We start from the raw sequence: 19,227 nt of genomic DNA on the forward strand, positions 1-19,227 counted from the left end.
AAGCATTACCTACTTGTGAGCTCTTAGAGTCTTCAACAACGAGTCATTTGCATTACCTTTTAAACTAGCTTTCTTAACAGAATCTCTAGCAAAAACTCGTTTTTTATAATCAAATATCGCCCCAAAGCTTTCATCAATTACAAAACCTTCTGCTTCTAGACAAATTATCAAAGCAGCAATGTAACAATCAGCTAAAGTGAAACCTGAAGATATAAAATATTCTGAATCACTAAAAGCTTTTTCCATAGTTAAAAGACTCTCTTTAAGATCTTTGAATATTGACTTCAATTTAGTTTTACTCGTCTTATTTTTTCTAATTTCATCAAGCACTGGATACCATTCATTATCTATCTTGTCTAAAGATAAACGAATCTTAATACGATCATTAACTAAGCTTGGTAATAATCCTGGAGCAGGAAATCTTTCATCAATATAAATAAGCAATGCTTTTCTATTATTTATACTATAATCTTTTTCTTTTAAAACAGGAAAAATACCATTAGGTGAAATTTTTTTAGCTTGGTTTGGATCTAAGTCACCTGCTTCAATTATTTCCATTGCCATTTTCTTTTCTGCAAGAGCAATTCTAGCTCTAAGAGAATATGGACAATATTTTGTTGTATATAATGTAACTTTCATTGAATATGCCTTTTTAAAGATTAAAACAATTACTCTTGTTTGTTATAATTGTCAGATAATAAAAACTAGTATGAAATTTTACCATATTTGTGGATAACTACAACACAGACAAACAAGGCTTTTTAGTAGACTTTGAAAGTTGGGACATTAATTTTTGTAAACAAGTTGCATCTAAAGAGGATATTGAACTAACAAATGAACATATGTTAGTTATTAATTTTCTACGTGATTTTTATAATAAAAATAAAAAATCTCCAGCTATTCGAGAGCTAGTAAAAGCATTAAAAGAAAAACACGGTGAAAAAATAGGTAATAGTCTATACTTACAAATTTTGTTCCCAGTATCTCCCGCTGTACAAGCAGCTAAACTTGCTGGGCTACCTAAACCTAAAAGATGTATTTAAAAAACAAAAAGGAACTTATCATGGCAAAAGTATTATGTAAAAAATATAATGAAGAACTGGACGCGATCCCATATCAACCACTTCCTGGTGAGCTTGGTAAAAAAATTCATACTGAAATTTCAAACAAAGCTTGGCAAGCATGGCTTGGACATCAAACAATATTAATAAATGAATATAGATTGAATTTGATGGAGCCAAAGGCTAAAGAGTTTCTTCAAAAAGAAATGCATAAGTTCCTATTTGAAAATAAAGAAGAAAAACCTGAACAATTTAATCAGATATAATTCTAAAAGCTCTATTTAACTTTCTTGTAAACATATTTAGGGTTAATAGTATCTGCCAAGAGCTTATTCTCAAAGTCAACTCTTACTAAAATACCCAACGTATAACACATAATAAGCAAACTACTACCTCCATAACTTATAAGAGGCAAAGTTAAGCCTTTGGTCGGAAGTAATCCTGTATTTACACCAATATTCACAAACACTTGAAAACCAATCCAAAAGCCAATCCCATATGCTAAAAATGCTTGGTAGTGTCTTTTAAGCTCAAAGGCCAATTTAGCAATACTCATTGCACGAAACACTATATATAAATATACGACTAATAGAATCATCAACCCAACTACACCGATTTCTTCAGCAATTACTGAAGTAATAAAATCAGTATGAGCTTCAGGTAAGAAAAACTGTTTTTGAACTCCACTTCCTAAGCCATCCCCAAACCAACTTCCTCTACCAAAACCTATCAGAGCCTGTACTAACTGATATCCAGAGCCATTGGCATTCTCCCATGGATGCAAAAATCCAGTAATTCTATGCATACGATACGGTGATATTATAACTAATGTAGCAGCCATTAAAACCATTGCACCCAATAGTAAACCATACCATCGAACTTTATTCCCTGATACAAATAACATTCCCATAACACAGATAGATATAACAACTGTCGAACCAAAGTCAGGTTGCATCAATAAAAGTATAGCTATGCACCCCAAAAGAGTTATTGGGGTAAGGATTCCTTCTTTAAACTCACTCATTTTTTTTAAATTTGTAGCAATATACCCTGAAAAAAATATAATTGCTAAAAGCTTCGCTAACTCTGCTACCTGAATATTAATTATTAACAAAGGTATCCAACGTCTCGCACCATTAACACTTTTACCAACTCCTGGGACTAATACTGCCACTAAAATGAGTAACATAGCAAAAAAGAAGAAGTTAAAATTTTTCTCATAGTTTTTCGTAGGTACTAATAATGCTAACAAAAATAAGAAAATGGAAATAATAGCAAAGAAACCTTGCCTAATAGAATAAAAATAAGGATTATTATAATCATCTAAAGCTACTATCATAGATGCAGAAGTTACCATAACCCAACCAAATGTAAGCAATCCAAGCATAACAAAAACTATTGATATATCAATCTCAAGCTTTGCTCTTACTCTTTCTTTTTTAGCATTCTGCCTACTTAATAGTAGCTTTAATCTATATAGCACTTTTTTCTTCCTGATGCTTTTTGATTGCTAATTCTTTAACAAGTTTTTCAAAAACCTCACCTCTATTAACATAATTATCAAACTCATCAAAACTAGCACAGGCTGGTGATAGCAAAACTGTCTCTCCTGGTTGTGCTATATCATTTGCACAAGTCAAAGCATGACTCATATTATCACATAGCTGATACTCACAAAAATCTTCTAAATAAGTCTCTATATATTCTCTATCTTCTCCATATATAAAAATATACTTAACATATTTACGTAATGATTTTATCATTAAACTAAAATCACCACCTTTTGCTACACCACCAAGTAATAAAATAATATTTCTTTTATTTGTAATACTATTCAAAGCTGCCACTGTAGCTCCGACATTTGTTCCTTTTGAGTCATTTATATAGGTTATCTCATCAATCTTTTTTACAACTCGACAGCGGTGTTCTAGACCTTTAAACTTTTTGATAACATCAACAGCTTTTATAATATCTAGACCTAATCTATCTATAATATTTAAAACTACTATTATATTTTCTAAGTTATGATTACCAAATAAATTAGTTTCTGTGATATCCAGCAGCTTTGTTGCATTTCTATATATACTACCCCTAACTATCTCATACTCTCCTGAGTATTTAACTCCATTATTGTGTACATCATAAACGAAGAATTCTTTACTAAATTTAGCTAAATTCAATTTTGAATGCTTATACTCTTCAAAACACTTATATCTATCTAAATGATCTGGTGAAACATTAATTACACAGCCTAAATCAAAATGAACACTATGAAATAGATCAATTTGAAAACTTGATGTCTCAACAATACAGTAATCAAACTTTTCATCTATTTTATTTAAGGCAGGAACTCCAATATTACCAACTAAGATACTCTTATGCCCTAATTTATTTAAAACATAATTTAGCATAGTTACTATCGTACTTTTCCCATTCGAACCTGTGATAGCTACTGTTTTTGCATTTGTATTTTTTATAGCTTGATAAAATATATCAATATCACTAACTATTTTAGAACGATATTCAGACAATCTTCTATATGGAGATCTATTAAGAGGAATTCCTGGGCTAACGGTTATCAAATCATAACTGTCTAAATCACAGTCTAAGAATTCTTCATCATCTTGAGATATATCAACCTCAAGATCTCCAAAACTTGATAAATAATCACAAACAGACTTACCAGTTGCCCCATAACCAACCATCAGTAATTTGGTTATTTTCTCATTATTAAAATAAAAACTATACATTACCTAACCTTGATAGCTGCTATACCAATTAAAAAAAGTATTAATGAAATTATCCAGAAACGTGCAACAACTTTTGTTTCTGGCCACCCTTTTAACTCAAAATGATGATGAATCGGCGCCATTTTAAAAATTCGCTTGCCATTTCTAAGTTTATAAGAGCCTACTTGAAGCATTACAGATAACGCTTCTACAACAAATAGTAGTCCCATTATAAAGAATATTAATTCTTGACGAATCATAACAGCAATTACACCAAGAACAGCACCTAAGGTCAATGAACCAACATCTCCCATAAATACTTCTGCCGGATGAGCATTAAACCATAAAAAGCCCAACCCAGAGCCACAAAGAGCTGCACAAAACACAGAAACTTCTGCAAGTCCAGGATTTCCTAAATAATCAAAAAGAAGATAAGTCGCAAGATTATTATTTGTTTCAATATAAGCATAGATTCCTAACCCTGCTGCAACTAAAACTACAGGCACTATTGCCAAACCATCTAAGCCATCAGTTAAATTAACTGCATTACTACTACCATTAATAATAAAAAATGTAAGAATAGTAAATAAAACTATTCCCATGGGTATGTACAAAGACTTAGAAAAAGGTATTGATAAACTCATTTGTCCATTTTTTGATAATAGGAAAAACAAAATAACTGCTAATACAACAGAAAAAATCGACTGTAGTGTAAACTTACGCTTAGCACTTAAACCTTTTGGGTGCTTAAGGACTAATTTTAGATAATCATCATAAAAGCCAATTGCACCAAAAAACACTACAACCAAGACTAAAATCCATAAATATAAACTAGTCAAATCTCCCCACAGCAGTACTGAAATTATTACTGACATCAAGATCAATACACCACCCATCGTTGGAGTATTCCTTTTAGAAAAATGACTCTCTGGACCATCATCTCGTACAACTTGTCCAATCTGCATTTTTTGCAACCATCTAATCATTGGACCACCAAGAAAAAGTGTAATTAGTAGGGATGTGATCGAAATCATTATTATTCTAATAGATACATAATTACTAAAAAGCTCAATTCCAGAATAATATTGGTTTAGCCAGTTAAAGAGATAAATTAACATGTATTTTTAAATTTTGAACAAATTGTAGATATTATAATAAATAAAGAGGATTTTTTATAGAGTCAAATTAATACCTAGATATCCGGTTGGAACTTTTTATATTTTTCTGCAAATTCGTCACCATTAAATTGTTCATAATTTTTTATGAAGCTCTTTGCTAAGGATTTATATTGCTTTTTATACTCTGATTTATTATCCCAAATATTATTTAAATGAAAAGCTTCATCATTATCATAAATCGAAGTTAAAGCTTTAAAATTAAAATACTCTTGTCTTGTAAATTTAAAGTTGACATTATCTGGTTTATTTAATAAGTAGTTAACTATAGTTTTAGTTTCCTCAACAGGCACTCTTCTACCTGTTTTGTAATCACCATCTATCCAGCCAACATTTATCATATATATCTTTGCATTACTATGCTTTAAACGTTGACGTAAAATACTAGCATATCTAGTTGGCTTAAGAAGTAAAAAGGGTTGAGCATAACAGCTAGAAAACTCAACCTGTGATGCTGTAAGCCCTTTTTCAATACCCGCTGAGGTGCTTGTATAGCCAGATAAAAAATAATATATAGCTTGCCCCTTACTAAGTTTAGCTACTCTTGGAAGTACACCTTTTATATCTCTTGTAAGGAAAATAATTGTATTTGGACTATCTGTAGAGATTACATTTTCAAAATTTTCTCTAGGGAAGGTTAAATAAGTATTATCTTGAGGCTTTACTTTTTTGCCGAAAATAAGGGCTCCATCATCGTCAAAATTAGGATTTTCTATTAACAGGTCTCCTGCAATAGCTTTAGAAATTCGTTCATCATCCTTTTTAAAACTTGCTGATTTAATTGTTAAACCTGATTCTAAACTGTAAAGACCTCTATTTTCAGTCCATGCAATAGCCTCATTTGTTACAAGACTTTTATTTTGATCTAACGCTAATGTTGTTTTACCACTACCTGATAAACCAAAAAGCATACTACTATTACCTTGGGTATCAACACTAGCAGCACAATAAAATACACCAATATCATTTAAAGAAAGGTAATAACTCATAACCGATAGTAAAACTTTATTTATCTCAGCCAGGTACAATGTTCCTGAAAGTATGCTTTCTCGCTGTTTTAAATTTGTTGCTATTATCTTAGAACTATTAAGTCCAAGTTCTTGATAATCTTCCACCTCTGTTTCAGGTGAATGCATCATTACCCATTGAGGATCAAATTTTTCTTGTTCTTCTTGAGTAGGAGCTATAGAGATTAATTTAAAAAAATAAGCTGCTGATGCTTGAGTGGTTATTAATCTTACTGCTATCTTATACTTTTCATCATGGTTATAATAACCATCAACAACAAACAAATCTTTTACTGAAACGTTCTGACAAAGCTTTTGTTTTATTTGCTTCCAACTACTTCTCTTAAGTCTTTTATTATCTGATCCATCTTCATTCCACCAGACATTTTTCTTAGCATACTTTGTTTCTACAACATATTTGTCTTCTGGCAACCTTCCTTTAATCTCACCGCTATCTACAATTAAAGTATTATCTTCACCAGCAATAAAACCATCATTCTTTTCAGCATATAAAGCAAGCTCTTCTAGAGCTAAATTCTGATATACATTTTTTGAAGTATAAAGGTATTTATTATCATCTATGGTAGAGGGATCCATTAACAAAATTTCCTTAGCTGAACAGCAATTAGATTTAACTAAAATTATAATCAGTATATACTTTTTTTTCAAAAAAATATGTTATTGTTTTCACAATAAAGTAAACTATTACTAAATTCATAAAATCGACTATTTCTATAAAAAAATCATGAGTGATGAAACTAAAAAAGTAAATAAAACAAACTTTATAAAAAATATCATTAAAAAAGACCTAGGAACAAAAAAAGTCTCTAGCATATTAACTCGCTTTCCTCCTGAGCCTAATGGATATCTCCATATAGGTCATGCAAAATCTATTTGTCTAAATTTTGGTATTGCAAAAGAATTCGATGGAAAATGCAATCTTCGCTTTGATGATACCAACCCAGAAAAAGAAGATATTGAATATATCAACGCTATTCAAGAAGATGTGCAATGGCTTGGTTTTAATTGGGAAAACAAACCACATTTCGCTTCTGAATATTTTGATAGAATGTACGAATTAGCTGTACTACTTATCAAAAAAAACAAAGCCTATGTATGTGATCTATCAGCTGAAGAAGTTAGAGAATATCGTGGTACTTTAAAAGAGCCTGGTAAAAACAGTCCATATAGAAATCGTTCTATCGAAGAGAATTTACAGCTTTTCGAGTCTATGAAAAATGGAGAATTTGAGGAAGGCAGTAAAACTTTAAGAGCAAAAATAGATATGTCTTCTGGTAACATCAACCTAAGAGACCCTGCTCTATATAGAATTAGATTCGCCCATCATCCAAAAACTGGTGATAAATGGTGCATATATCCAATGTATACTTTTGCTCACCCTCTAGAAGATGCTATTGAAGAAATTACTCACTCTTTATGTACTCTAGAATTTCAAGATCAAAGACCTTTCTATGATTGGGTTGTCAATGAAACAAAATTTGCAATCAAACCACAACAAATTGAATTTTCAAGGTTAAACCTAAATTACACAATAACGAGCAAGAGAAAGCTTAAATATCTTGTAGATAATAACTTGGTAAACGGTTGGGATGATCCTCGTATGCCAACTATCAAAGGCTACCGCCGTAGAGGCTATACTCCAGAGTCTATCCGTAACTTCTGTGATATGGTTGGTATATCAAAGCAAGATTCTGTGATTGATGTGTCTGTTTTAGAAGAATCTATTCGTGATGATCTTAATAAAAATACCCTAAGAAAAAATGCAGTTTTGGACCCTATAAAGGTTACTATAGCTGATATGCCGGCACATGAGCTAAATGTACCAAATCATCCTCAAAATCCTGATTTTGGTCGTCGTGATATTACGATTTCATCTGACATTTATATCGAAAGAGATGATTTTGTATTTGAGCTAGAAAAAGGTATGAAAAAACTATCACCAAATGGCAGGGTTCGCTTAATCAATGGTTATGTTATTCAGTGTAACGAAGTAATTTCTGATAATGATGGTAAAGTTGTAGAGATAAAATGCTCTTACTTACCAGAAACTTTGGGAGGTAAAAAACCTGAAGATGGTGTTAAACCAAATGGAATTATCCATTGGGTAGATGCCAATAATTGCTTAAATGCTGAAGTAAGAATCTATGATCGTTTATTTAATGATGAAAACCCAGCAAATGCAGATAGTATTGAAAAGGTTCTAAATCCAGATTCTTTACAAATTATAACAGATGCAAAAGTTGAAAAATCTTTAGAAAATGTTCAAGCTGAGGAAAGATTCCAGTTTAATAGAACTGGATATTTTATTGCAGATTTAAAAGACTGTTCAAAAGATAAGCTTGTATTTAATAGAACCGTAACTCTTAGAAATACTTGGGAAACAAAATAGTTATACGTAATACAAAAGGCTATTATGCCACATACTTATTAACATATTTCCTAACTAACAGAATAGATAAAGATACAAGCACTGCAATTACTACAAAAGTATCTAAAGCATCTGCTATATTTGTCTTTGCTAATACAATATTATTCTCAGGAATATAAAAATAGCTTGCGATTAAGCCCGCTAGTTTACCCCCAACACCTAGAGTAATAAGCCATATACCCATATATAGTGCTACAAATCCTCTAGGAGCAATTTTAGTAATTAAAGATAAACCTATAGCAGATAAACATAGCTCTGATATCCCAATTAAGAAATACCCTAAAATAAAAGCAAATGGTGTTACTTTTATTGCTCCTGGTGTTGCATAGATAAATATTTCTATAACTAAGAAACTTAAAGCTATTATCACAAAAGCTAAATTAAACTTATCAATGTCATTTTTCATATAGCCCTTATTACCAAGAAACACCCAGAGCTTGCCCATAACTACAGCAAAAAGAAGTATTGTCACAGTAATTACACTTAAAAGTTGGCTAGAATTCAATAAATACTCATTTACAGCATATTCTGTAAATAAAAGTAGACTTATAAACATTTGAAAATATAAAGCCCAATATAGTATTGACAATATAAAAAATATAACTGCTACGAAAACTTTATTCCAGCTACTTTTACGTACTGATAAGAGGAGAATAAACAAAGAAACTATTATCGCAGCAAGTACAGAAAAATTAGCCACATATGGTGAATGAAAAATATAAAACAATAAGGTTATATATAAAAACATAATAAGTAACACTCTACACACCGTAAGTAAAGTTACCTTTATTTTCACCATATGTTTACTCACAAAGCTATAGCCAATAATTAATAGAATAAACATTACTAAGTTTACAAACAGACTGCTATAAAAAGCTGAATCATAGCCATAATGATCCTTTAAAGACATCGCAAAAACAAGGCCTAAAAAACCTCCAAGATTTATGCCCATATAAAAAATATTAAAGCCAAAATCTCTTCTTGAATTATCTAAAGATGAGCGGTCATAAAACCTACCAATAAATGAGGCCATATTTGATTTGATTAGACCAGTACTTATGCATATAAAGCTTAAAGCTAAACATAAAGCATCTTTAGTCGTAGTTGATGCTAAAAGAAAGAAGCCCAAAAGCATCATAACAGAGCCTAATAAACCCGATCTATAGTACCCTAATAGCCTTTCAGCAATATAGCCACCAACAATTGCAGATATATATGTCATAGCTAGTGTAGTTCCAACTAAAGATGCTGAAACCTCCTGTGATATTTTAAATCTATCTATTAAGAAAAATATTAATAATGCTTGGATTACATAATAACCATATCTCTCTGCAAATTCCGCAAAAGATGTTATTGCTAAAACCTTTCTTTCTTCCGAAATATCATGAACATCTCGTTTATAAGTTTTCATTGAGTATTTATTCTAATAACTAACATAATATAATAATATCATATTGAATATTATTAAGTTAAAAATAGAAGTTAAAATATAAGCTTATAGCCGATAAACTAAGACCTTAAAGGTTATTCAAGTTCTAATAACTCTTCCCATAAAGCATATTTTTCTTCTAAATCAGAATTTAATAAATCTAATTGCTTTTGAACTTTATCTTGCTCTTGTTGAGATTTTTGATAGAAATCCAACTCTCCCATTTGTGCTTGAAGAGCCTCAATATTAGTTTCTAATTTTTCTATTTGATTAGGTAAGTTACGTAACTGTTTTCTTTGTTCATAACTAAGTTTATTCTTTGCTTGCTCTTGTTTTTTTTCTGTTTTTAACTGCTCTTGGGGTTGTTTTCTTTGTGCTAGCCAATCATCATATCCGCCAACAAACTCTTCTAACGAGCCACTATCAAAAACTATAGAGCTTGTTGCAATATTGTTTATAAATTCCCTATCATGACTAACTATAATTATTGTACCCTGATAATTTATAAGCATTTCTTCTAATATCTCAAGAGTCTCTATATCTAGATCGTTAGTTGGCTCATCCAGAACTATTACATTACTTGGCTTTGATAAGATTTTTGCTAGCAAAAGACGATTTTTCTCACCACCTGACAGATGAGTAATCGGTGAATGCAACCTCTCTGGAGTAAATAAAAACTTCTGCAAATATGTAATTACATGAACTTCCTTGCCTGCAATATTAATAAAATCAGAACCTTCTTTAACATTATCAATAATACTCAATTTCTCATCTAACTGATCTCTCAATTGATCAAAATAAGCGATCTTAATATTATCAGCTAAAATCACTTCACCTTGAGATGGCTTAGCTTTTCCAAGTAAGCAATTTAAAAGAGTCGTTTTACCACAGCCATTTTGACCAATAATTGCAATCTTATCACCTTTACGAATCTCCGTAGAGAAGTTTTGGAACAAAAACTGTCCATCATATTCAACGCCAATATTTGTCGCTTGAATAACTCTTTTTGAAGATTTTTCAGACTGTGCAACTTTTATATCAGCTTTACCTACATTTTCACGACGTTGTTTTCTTTCACGACGCATTTGCTCAAGAGCTCTTACTCGTCCTTCATTCCTTGTACGACGAGCTTTTATACCTTGACGAATCCATACTTCTTCTTGAGCTAGCTTTTTATCAAACTCACTATTTTCTTTTTCTTGGGCATTAAGTATTTGCTCTTTCTTCTCTAGGAACTTTGTATAATTACCATCAAATGAATAAAGGTGTCCTCTATCAAGTTCAATAATACTTTTAGCAACACTGTTTAAAAATTTTCTATCATGGGTGATAAATAATATCGCTCCAGCAAAGTTTGCTAAAAACTCTTCTAACCATTTTATAGAATCTATATCTAAATGGTTTGTAGGCTCATCTAAAAGTAGTAAATCAGGCTTATTTATCAAAGCTCTTGCAAGAATCACTCTTCTTTTCATACCACCAGATAGATCTTTAAAAGAAGCTTTTGGATCAAGATTTAGCTTAGATGCTAAAACCTCAACATCATTGAGATAGATCCAGCCATGGTTCTCATCAATATATTTATGTAAATTTTCTAATTCTGAAGATTGTGGATTTGATTCTAGAGTTTTTTGATATGAGTTTAGTTTATTACCAAGCTCTCCCAACCCATCTAATATGACATCAACAACACTTCCTGATATATCACTTGGAACTTCCTGTATCATACTAGCGACAACAGTATTTTTATGAACAATAATCTCGCCACTATCTGGAATAACCTTACCTTCGATTATCTTTAGAAGTGAGGATTTACCAGTACCATTACGGCCGATGAAACAAGTTCTTTGACCTTTTGTAATTTCAAGATTAACATTATCAAGTACTATTTGAGTACCAAAATTTAGGCTAACATTTTTTAGTGATATTAATTGCATTTAAGGGAGAATAAACAAAATCATTTAGTAGAGACTATTGTACCTTTTCACGCAAGATTTTGATAGAAAATACAAACACAATAGCTGCTATAAAATACATCCCTCCGCCAAATGATATTGGTGAACTTGGTGATACTGATGCAAGATGTCCCATCATAATATCATTTAAAAACCACGCCAGACCAAAACCAGCACCAGCTGCTCCCATCGCCTTACCCTGCTCTTTTTCAGTAACCGCACCAGATATCATTGAAAGTAACGCTGTATATGCTATCAGCTGAGAAGCTGATAAAACTATTGTTAAAAACCATTGAGAAATCTGATTAGTCAAAACAGAAACTAAAATAAATCCGATACCACAAACTGTAGCAGCTCTAACAAAAGCTACTTGATTAGAAACTTTAGCAAAAATTTTTGGCTGAATAGCTATACTAGCTATAGCTGTTGCTAATCCCATGAGTGCATAAAAAGCACCAGTCAATGCGACATCATAGCCATAAGTTAAATTCAAGAACAGTGCTATTCCCTGACCATAAAAGCCCCAAGCACATTGTACTAAAAGATACACAACCCCAACAAGTCTCACTCTTTTATCTGATAGCAAAAATGAAATAGTTTTGTATATAGTTCCAATCTGAATAATTAATCCTGGATTCTTAGGTAAATCTTTTTTCATGATAAATGCTATAAAAAACATATTTATACTGGCCAACATTGCTGCAAACATAAATGGTAGTGTATAACTTATATTCATAGTTGATACAAAGCTAGTAACAACTGGACCAATAACAAAACCTAGAGATGCAGCCATCGTTATATAACCTAAATTCTTTGACTTATCTTCCGGAGAAGATATATCAATAACGGCTGCTTGAGCTATTTCAAAAGCACCTCCAGCAAGACCACAAATAAATCTACTTGCAACAAATAATAAATAATGATGTGAATATATTGCATACGCTGATAATACATAAGATACACAAGTAGTAAATAGCGCTACCATCAGTATTATCTTACGACCATACTTATCTGACAGCTCCCCTATTATTGGGCACCCTATAAGTAGCCCTAATGGCCAACATGCAAGAGCTATCGAATAATACCAATTTTGAAAATTACCGCCTGGATCACCAAATGTAACACAAATATTACCAAAAAATAATGATGGCATTATAGGAAAAACAAGCCCTGCTCCCATTACATCAATAATAATAGTAACTATTAAAACTGGAATTAAAATATTCTTTGAATGTAAATTCATACGTTTAAACCTCATACAGAATAATAAAAATTCAGTGACATATACTACCTCAAGCAGTATTTTTAATCAATGTTTTGAAATTTGCAAAATATAGTTATATTCTATTGAGAGCTTTTTAAGGGCATCAAGAAACATCTTAATGTAAAAGATAAAGCTTTCATCTCTATCATTTAAAACTTCAACATCTCTAAGTAAAGGTAGAATATGTTTTTCAAAATGAAAAAGTTCTTTATAGCTAATTCTCTTTCTCTTTTTAATATCTTCTGAAACATCTGTGAGTGATTTCATTATATATTTTTTGAACTCAATAAATGCTGGTTCTTTATCTAACTTAGCGATAGTCTTTGCATCTAAAGTAAATTCAATATATTCATAAGTAACAATCATATAGCGGTATAGTCTGCGAATATATAAACTCATCTTTTCAAATTCGCGAACTTTCTTAGCAGATTTTTCATACTTCAACTCTTTAACTAATGTTAAATGCTTAGCAAATTCATGAAAAATACTCTCTCTAAGCTTTCTATGTGATTGATTACGCTCTATAAAAAGTATGTCAAAAAAGTCATGAATTTGTATAATCGTTTTAGCATAACTCTCTTTAAGCCTAGTTTCTGCACGAATTGGAAAAACAAAACGATTAACTATCAGAGCTACTGTTATACCTAATAGTATTTCTACAGCTCTATATATCGCAATCTGAACACTAGGTTGTTGATTTAATATAATAATCATTAAAGTTATACCCGCTAAAGTACCCGCATAACTGTACTTTGAAGCTCCTGCAAAATACACTGCTAAAAATATAAAGGGCATAACCAAAACAATTTGCACATATCCAACAGGTATAAATGCTGTAATTACAATAGCTATTACAGCACCAATTATTGTTCCTAAGAATCTCATCAAAGCTTTATCCAAAGCCCCGCCAAGGTTAGGCTGTGTTGACATTACAACCAATACGGTAATGACCATCCACAAATACATTCTCTGGATATCAAATATATTACCCAAAACAAGCCCTATAAAATATGTAACAATTACAGCAATACAAGCTTTTAAAGCATTTCTAACTGCATACTTATTACTATTTAAAAAAGCAAACTGCATAAATATACCTATTTAATTCCTCTCTGCCTTACAGCTTCATATAAGCTAATACCCGTAGCTACTGATACGTTTAAGCTTGAAACCTCTCCAAGCATTGGTAGTTTCGCAAGAAAATCACAGCTAGCCTTTGTACGCTGACGCATTCCAGAGCCTTCTGCCCCTGCAATAATAGCTATTGAATCACTTAGATTCATATCATATAAACTTTCATCTGCCTCACCTGCCAAACCAATCACCCATACACCAAGTTTCTTCAATTTCTCGATTGATCTTGCAAGATTTGTGACTACAGCAATCTTTGTATGCTCTGCTGCTCCACAAGCCACCTTTTTGACAGTCGCATTTATCGGAGCACTGTTATCTTTTGGTACCACTATAAAATCAACACCTGCCGAGTGAGCACTACGAATACATGCACCAAAATTATGTGGATCTTGGACACTATCAAGGATCAATACAAAAGCATTTCTATCATTTGGTAATAAACCTTCTATATCATTTTCTGAATATGTTTTAAGTGAGCTTTTTTCTGTAGCAAAAATGTTTTGATGGTTTGCATCTTTTTTGATTCTAGCTGGTAACTCTTTAAAAGAGCTCACATAATTAACTTCTAGACCTCTAGTCTTTGCACTCTCGATTATAGAATCTATTTTTGCATTTGTATTTTGTTTTTTTAATACAAATATCTCTTTCGCTTGATTGGACTCTACTAAACTCTCTACAGCATGTATGCCATAAATTAAACTACTCATTACTTAGTCTCCAAAAGTTTGACTAATTTTTCTCTTAGTCCATCAAATGAACCATTACTCATCATTACTATTTGTATATTTTTACTTTTATTAATATTAACTAGGCTATCAACATTATTTACAAATTCTTCCACATTAGTTATAAAATCAACATTATCCGAAGTTTTTAACACTTCTTTAGCATCCCACTTTAGTAAACTATGATTATATAACAGAATTTTATCAGCATTATTTATTGCTTGCGGTAGGTTATCTTTATTATTACCTTGTCGCATCGTATTTGATCGAGGATCAATCAAAGCTATCACAAAAGCATTTTTATCTTTATTTCTTACAGCTTCTAATGTTAGCTTGATCGATGTTGGATGATGTGCAAAATCATCATATAGCACAATATTTTCTGAACTATGTAAAACCTCTAAACGTCTTTTAACACCTTTAAAGCTTTCTAAGGCATCAATTATAACACTATCAGAAATATTAAGCTGCTTTGCTATAGCATAAGTACTCATTGCATTTAATGCATTATGTTCACCAATTAAACCCCACGAGATATTTATACTACTATTGTTTGAGTTTAATTCAAACTGTGAATAATCAAGAGCTTTTTTATTCATCGAGATGCCATCATTGGAATTTGCTTTAATACGCTCTGACCAACATCCCATATCTATAATTTTTTGGACATTCTCATCTTTAGCGTTATAAATAACTTTTGCAGTTGATGGCATTTTTCTAAGTAGTTGATGAAACTGCCAAAATATCGCATCTATATCTTTAAAAATATCTGCATGATCAAATTCGATATTATTGATTACAAAAATACTTGGATCATAATGGATTAACTTTGAGCGTTTGTCAAAAAAGGCAGTATCGTATTCATCTGCCTCAATCACAAAGTATTCTGAATCTGTATATCGTGATGAAACTCCAAAATCTCCACTGACGCCACCAACTAGGAAACTTGGATTTAAACCTGCTTGTTCTAAAACTTTAATAGTCATTGTTGTAGTTGTAGTTTTACCATGTGTTCCCGCTATTGCAATGACCTTTTTGTATTTAAGAATATTTTGGTACAACCACTCTGGACCCGAGAAATAATTTAATTTTTCATCAAGAATTTTCTCAATAATTGGCATGCCACGTTTCATGATATTGCCAACAATTATCTCATCAGGTTTGGTATTTAATTGTGAGCACTCAAACCCTTGAATAATCTCAATACCTTGTGACTCAAGATATGTACTCATAGGAGGATAAACATTAAGATCAGAACCTGTAACCTTGTAGCGTTTTTGCTTAGCTAAAACAGCAAGCGAACCCATAAAAGTCCCACAAATTCCTAATATATGGATATGTTTTGACATTAGTATTATATAGCTTTTCAAACTAATTTGATTATATCAGCTTATAAGTTTTAAATATATCGCTAATACTACTTAACACAACAGAAATCAGAAGTTACTGCTTATCAGATTATCTTGGTATTATCGTCAGTATTATTTATACTTATAGCAAATGATTAAAACTATTAAAAAATAATGTTTATAGATTTTGCGCTTAAAAGTGGTGTACTTAAATTTGGAGAGTTCACTCTTAAATCAGGTCGTATTAGCCCATATTTTTTTAATGCTGGATTATTTAATACAGGGAATCAGCTAGCAAATTTAGCTGATCACTATGCTCAAATGATCGCTAAAAGTGATGTTAAATACGACATCCTGTTTGGTCCAGCTTATAAAGGTATACCTCTAGTTGCAGCAATCTCGACTGTTTTAGCACTTAAGTACAATATAGATATGCCGTATGCTTTTGATCGTAAAGAAGCAAAGAATCATGGTGAAGGTGGAGTCTTTGTTGGTGCTGATATGACAGGTAAAAAAGTTCTACTAGTTGATGATGTAATGACAGCAGGTACCGCATTTTACGAATCATCTAATAAGCTTAAAACTATAAATGCTAAAATTGCTGGAGTAGCTCTATCGATTGACCGTCAAGAAAAAGCAAAAGATAGTGATATATCTGCGACTAAGAAAATCTCTCAAGATTTTAATATCCCCGTATTAGCTGTGACAAATTTCGAAAGCATATATGAGTATGCTAAAGAAAATTTAGACCAAGAAACAATCAACAAATTTAAAGAATACCGTCAGAAATATGGCTCATAATAAAGATATTTATATAATTTCAGATTTACACTTAAATGAAAATCATGCAGAAATGGCTGATCTTTTTAAAAAATTCTTAGGTGATATAACTAGCGTTGATAATCAACTATATATCCTTGGAGACTTTTTTGATTATTGGATTGGTGATAATCATAGAGATAGCTTTTATCATAAAATTACAGACTGGTTAAGAGAAGCTTCTAATAATGGTTTAGAAATATTTTTTATGTATGGAAACCGTGATTTTCTAATTGGTAAAAAGTTTGCTAAAAGAAGTGGCGTCAAACTAATAAAAGATCCTTACTATCTAAATATTGCAGATAAAAAGATACTTTTCTCTCACGGAGATCTATTCTGTACAGATGATATAAGTTATCAAAGATATAGAAAGTGGATTGCTTATAATCCTATTTTAAGATTTATTTTCAGAAGGCTTCCCTTGTTTATAAGAGAGTACACGGCTAGGAATGTTCGCAAAGCTAGCTATGTAAAAAATCGTAAAAATCCTACTGTTGATGTCACGACAAAAGGTATTGAAAAATATCGCAAAGATTGTGATATTGTAATTCATGGACATACTCATAGAATGGCAATACATGTTGCAGATAATTATACTCGCTATGTACTAGGAGACTGGTTTAAAAATGGAAATTATCTAAAAATCTCGAAAGATGGTGAGATTTTACAAGTTACAAGTATATAAAACCTCAAACAAACTTATTATGGAAATTATCATATGAAAAATACACGTATTCTGTCTTTACCATTCTGGGTAATTTGGTCACTAGAGCTATGGGAAAGATATGGCTTCTATGGTATTCAATCAATATTAATGCTTTTTTTGATTGATAAACTTAACTTTACAGAAGCCTACTCATATACATTATTTGGTACATTTAATGCTTTCCTTTTTGCATTTATTTGGTTTGGTGGTTGGATTGGAGATAGAGTAATTGGAGCAAAAAGAACCATTATTATTGGAGCTATCTTTTTACTTATTTCATATGCAAGTTTAGCATTTATTTCCGATGAAAATGTTTATTACTCTTTAGCAGGTATAATTGTTGGAAATGCTCTTTTTAAAGCAAACCCTTCATCTTTAATATCTAAACTATATAAAGATAATCCTGAAATACTAGATTGTGCAATAACTCTTTATTATATGTCTATAAGTGTTGGATGCTTTATTGCAACAGTTTCTATTCCGTTATTATCTCAATATTTTGGTTGGGGAGTAGCATTCGTTTCTTGTGCTATAGGATTGATAATTGGGCTTATAGGGTATTTATGTTTCTACAATAAATTAAGCAGCATATCAACTATTGCAGGAGGGAAATCTCTTAATTTCAAAAGCCTAGTAATAGTATTGATAGGAAGCATTACTGCAATATATATAATAGGTATTCTTTTAATCCATACAGTGATTAGTAATATTCTGGTTGTTATGACTTTAATTACTGCTGTTGGCTACTATCTACTATCGATGAAAGATGAAGATACAAAATCACGCATAAAGATGTTTGTTGCATTACTGTTATTTGCTGAAGCAATAATATTTTTTGTAATGTACAACCAAATGCCTTCTACATTAATTCTTTTTGTGAAAAACAATGTTAATCACACTATTCTTGGATATAGCATATCTCCTGCCCAATACTATATTTTCAACCCTATGGCAGTATTAATTTTCTCACCAATATTATCAAAAATTTATACTAAATACCCATCTACTCATGCCACTAAATTTTGCGCTGGAATGACAATTTGTTCTGTTGCATTTCTAATTCTATATATTCCTCAATTTATTAGCACTTCAGGTATAGTTTCTAGTTGGTGGGTTATTATGTCTTATTTCTTCATATCAATAGGAGAGCTTTTAATTTCAGCATTAGGATTATCGATGATGTTAAGCTTATGCCCTAAAAGAATGTCTGGATTTGTATGCGGCTTCTGGTTCCTAAGTACAATGCTAGCAGGCCCTATCTCTGGGTGGGTAGGAAAACTTACAGCAGTAAATAGCAATATTACTGCTCAAGAAAGTATTCAAACATATGGAAATGTTTTTGGATCTCTCGGATTAGTTGTAGCAATCACAGCTTTACTGATGTGGTTAGCTAGACCATACCTAAACAGACTATTAAAAAACTAA

Annotated in this window: 17 protein-coding genes; 6 read left to right on the plus strand and 11 right to left on the minus strand. The window is 31.4% G+C overall.

Annotated elements, in window-relative coordinates; all coding sequences use genetic code 11:
- Positions 1-9: 9 nt before the first annotated feature.
- Positions 10-639, minus strand: coding sequence for a transcriptional regulator SspA (gene sspA, locus QI37_RS03785; RefSeq protein WP_040008704.1), 630 nt, complete (start codon positions 637-639; stop codon positions 10-12).
- An 89-nt stretch (positions 640-728) separates the two neighbouring features.
- Between sspA and QI37_RS03790 the strand changes: the two genes are divergently transcribed.
- Both QI37_RS03790 and QI37_RS03795 read left to right on the plus strand, forming a co-directional pair.
- Positions 729-1,043: a TusE/DsrC/DsvC family sulfur relay protein gene (locus QI37_RS03790; protein WP_040008707.1), complete on the plus strand. Its 315-nt coding sequence runs from the start codon at positions 729-731 to the stop codon at positions 1,041-1,043.
- Positions 1,044-1,063: 20 nt separating this feature from the next.
- Entirely contained in the window at positions 1,064-1,327 is a 264-nt protein-coding gene (locus QI37_RS03795) for an oxidative damage protection protein (protein ID WP_040010693.1), read from the plus strand.
- 11 nt (positions 1,328-1,338) lie between these two features.
- On the opposite strand, the gene ftsW is transcribed toward QI37_RS03795, so the two are convergent.
- The 4 genes from ftsW to QI37_RS03815 all read right to left on the minus strand — a co-directional run bounded on the left by ftsW (position 1,339) and on the right by QI37_RS03815 (position 6,569).
- Positions 1,339-2,544 (minus strand): putative lipid II flippase FtsW, encoded by a 1,206-nt coding sequence (gene ftsW / locus QI37_RS03800; RefSeq protein WP_040008708.1) that lies wholly within the window; start codon positions 2,542-2,544, stop codon positions 1,339-1,341.
- On the minus strand, positions 2,534-3,811 hold the full coding sequence (gene murD / locus QI37_RS03805; RefSeq protein ID WP_052399150.1) for a UDP-N-acetylmuramoyl-L-alanine--D-glutamate ligase: 1,278 nt from the start codon (positions 3,809-3,811) through the stop codon (positions 2,534-2,536). Before murD ends, ftsW begins: the two co-directional genes overlap by 11 nt.
- Complete coding sequence (mraY, locus tag QI37_RS03810; RefSeq protein WP_040008710.1) at positions 3,811-4,908, minus strand: phospho-N-acetylmuramoyl-pentapeptide-transferase; 1,098 nt, start codon at positions 4,906-4,908, stop codon at positions 3,811-3,813. The genes murD and mraY overlap by 1 nt, the downstream gene beginning before the upstream one ends.
- A gap of 74 nt (positions 4,909-4,982) precedes the next feature.
- Positions 4,983-6,569, minus strand: coding sequence for a phosphoenolpyruvate carboxykinase (ATP) (locus tag QI37_RS03815; RefSeq protein ID WP_040008713.1), 1,587 nt, complete (start codon positions 6,567-6,569; stop codon positions 4,983-4,985).
- 148 nt (positions 6,570-6,717) lie between these two features.
- On the opposite strand from QI37_RS03815, the gene QI37_RS03820 reads away from it, so the two are divergent.
- The gene (locus tag QI37_RS03820) at positions 6,718-8,382 is read left to right on the plus strand and encodes a glutamine--tRNA ligase/YqeY domain fusion protein (RefSeq protein WP_040008716.1); all 1,665 of its coding nucleotides are present in this window, start codon (positions 6,718-6,720) and stop codon (positions 8,380-8,382) included.
- Positions 8,383-8,404: 22 nt separating this feature from the next.
- On the opposite strand, the gene QI37_RS03825 is transcribed toward QI37_RS03820, so the two are convergent.
- From QI37_RS03825 to mpl, 6 genes are all read right to left on the minus strand, one after another.
- Complete coding sequence (locus QI37_RS03825; protein ID WP_040008718.1) at positions 8,405-9,832, minus strand: peptide MFS transporter; 1,428 nt, start codon at positions 9,830-9,832, stop codon at positions 8,405-8,407.
- A 113-nt stretch (positions 9,833-9,945) separates the two neighbouring features.
- Complete coding sequence (locus tag QI37_RS03830; RefSeq protein WP_040008721.1) at positions 9,946-11,787, minus strand: ATP-binding cassette domain-containing protein; 1,842 nt, start codon at positions 11,785-11,787, stop codon at positions 9,946-9,948.
- Between the two features lie 34 nt (positions 11,788-11,821).
- Positions 11,822-13,048 carry an MFS transporter gene (locus QI37_RS03835; RefSeq protein WP_040008724.1) on the minus strand — a complete coding sequence of 409 codons (1,227 nt, stop codon included), beginning with the start codon at positions 13,046-13,048 and terminating at the stop codon, positions 11,822-11,824.
- Positions 13,049-13,114: 66 nt separating this feature from the next.
- Positions 13,115-14,158 (minus strand): FUSC family protein, encoded by a 1,044-nt coding sequence (locus QI37_RS03840; protein ID WP_040008727.1) that lies wholly within the window; start codon positions 14,156-14,158, stop codon positions 13,115-13,117.
- 8 nt (positions 14,159-14,166) lie between these two features.
- Positions 14,167-14,910: a 23S rRNA (guanosine(2251)-2'-O)-methyltransferase RlmB gene (gene rlmB, locus QI37_RS03845; protein WP_040008730.1), complete on the minus strand. Its 744-nt coding sequence runs from the start codon at positions 14,908-14,910 to the stop codon at positions 14,167-14,169.
- Positions 14,910-16,277, minus strand: coding sequence for a UDP-N-acetylmuramate:L-alanyl-gamma-D-glutamyl-meso-diaminopimelate ligase (gene mpl / locus QI37_RS03850; RefSeq protein WP_040008733.1), 1,368 nt, complete (start codon positions 16,275-16,277; stop codon positions 14,910-14,912). The genes rlmB and mpl overlap by 1 nt, the downstream gene beginning before the upstream one ends.
- Before the next feature lie 174 nt (positions 16,278-16,451).
- Between mpl and pyrE the strand changes: the two genes are divergently transcribed.
- Genes pyrE through QI37_RS03865 form a run of 3 tightly spaced genes read left to right on the plus strand, consistent with a single transcriptional unit; the run spans position 16,452 to position 19,227 of the window.
- Positions 16,452-17,078 carry an orotate phosphoribosyltransferase gene (gene pyrE, locus QI37_RS03855; RefSeq protein ID WP_040008735.1) on the plus strand — a complete coding sequence of 209 codons (627 nt, stop codon included), beginning with the start codon at positions 16,452-16,454 and terminating at the stop codon, positions 17,076-17,078.
- Positions 17,068-17,781 carry a UDP-2,3-diacylglucosamine diphosphatase gene (locus QI37_RS03860; RefSeq protein WP_040008738.1) on the plus strand — a complete coding sequence of 238 codons (714 nt, stop codon included), beginning with the start codon at positions 17,068-17,070 and terminating at the stop codon, positions 17,779-17,781. The genes pyrE and QI37_RS03860 overlap by 11 nt, the downstream gene beginning before the upstream one ends.
- A 33-nt stretch (positions 17,782-17,814) precedes the next feature.
- On the plus strand, positions 17,815-19,227 hold the full coding sequence (locus tag QI37_RS03865; protein ID WP_040008740.1) for an oligopeptide:H+ symporter: 1,413 nt from the start codon (positions 17,815-17,817) through the stop codon (positions 19,225-19,227).

This window comes from Candidatus Francisella endociliophora, assembly GCF_000764555.1.
Lineage (GTDB): Bacteria > Pseudomonadota > Gammaproteobacteria > Francisellales > Francisellaceae > Francisella > Francisella endociliophora.

Bases quoted from the DNA above. Each gene is read 5' to 3' on its own strand.
- sspA (WP_040008704.1), bottom strand. From the start codon at position 639: ATGAAAGTTACATTATATACAACAAAATATTGTCCATATTCTCTTAGA.
- QI37_RS03795 (WP_040010693.1), top strand. From the start codon at position 1,064: ATGGCAAAAGTATTATGTAAAAAATATAATGAAGAACTGGACGCGATC.
- murD (WP_052399150.1), bottom strand. From the start codon at position 3,811: ATGTATAGTTTTTATTTTAATAATGAGAAAATAACCAAATTACTGATG.
- mraY (WP_040008710.1), bottom strand. From the start codon at position 4,908: ATGTTAATTTATCTCTTTAACTGGCTAAACCAATATTATTCTGGAATT.
- QI37_RS03815 (WP_040008713.1), bottom strand. From the start codon at position 6,569: ATGGATCCCTCTACCATAGATGATAATAAATACCTTTATACTTCAAAA.
- QI37_RS03820 (WP_040008716.1), top strand. From the start codon at position 6,718: ATGAGTGATGAAACTAAAAAAGTAAATAAAACAAACTTTATAAAAAAT.
- QI37_RS03825 (WP_040008718.1), bottom strand. From the start codon at position 9,832: ATGAAAACTTATAAACGAGATGTTCATGATATTTCGGAAGAAAGAAAG.
- QI37_RS03830 (WP_040008721.1), bottom strand. From the start codon at position 11,787: ATGCAATTAATATCACTAAAAAATGTTAGCCTAAATTTTGGTACTCAA.
- QI37_RS03835 (WP_040008724.1), bottom strand. From the start codon at position 13,048: ATGAATTTACATTCAAAGAATATTTTAATTCCAGTTTTAATAGTTACT.
- QI37_RS03840 (WP_040008727.1), bottom strand. From the start codon at position 14,158: ATGCAGTTTGCTTTTTTAAATAGTAATAAGTATGCAGTTAGAAATGCT.
- rlmB (WP_040008730.1), bottom strand. From the start codon at position 14,910: ATGAGTAGTTTAATTTATGGCATACATGCTGTAGAGAGTTTAGTAGAG.
- mpl (WP_040008733.1), bottom strand. From the start codon at position 16,277: ATGTCAAAACATATCCATATATTAGGAATTTGTGGGACTTTTATGGGT.
- pyrE (WP_040008735.1), top strand. From the start codon at position 16,452: ATGTTTATAGATTTTGCGCTTAAAAGTGGTGTACTTAAATTTGGAGAG.
- QI37_RS03860 (WP_040008738.1), top strand. From the start codon at position 17,068: ATGGCTCATAATAAAGATATTTATATAATTTCAGATTTACACTTAAAT.
- QI37_RS03865 (WP_040008740.1), top strand. From the start codon at position 17,815: ATGAAAAATACACGTATTCTGTCTTTACCATTCTGGGTAATTTGGTCA.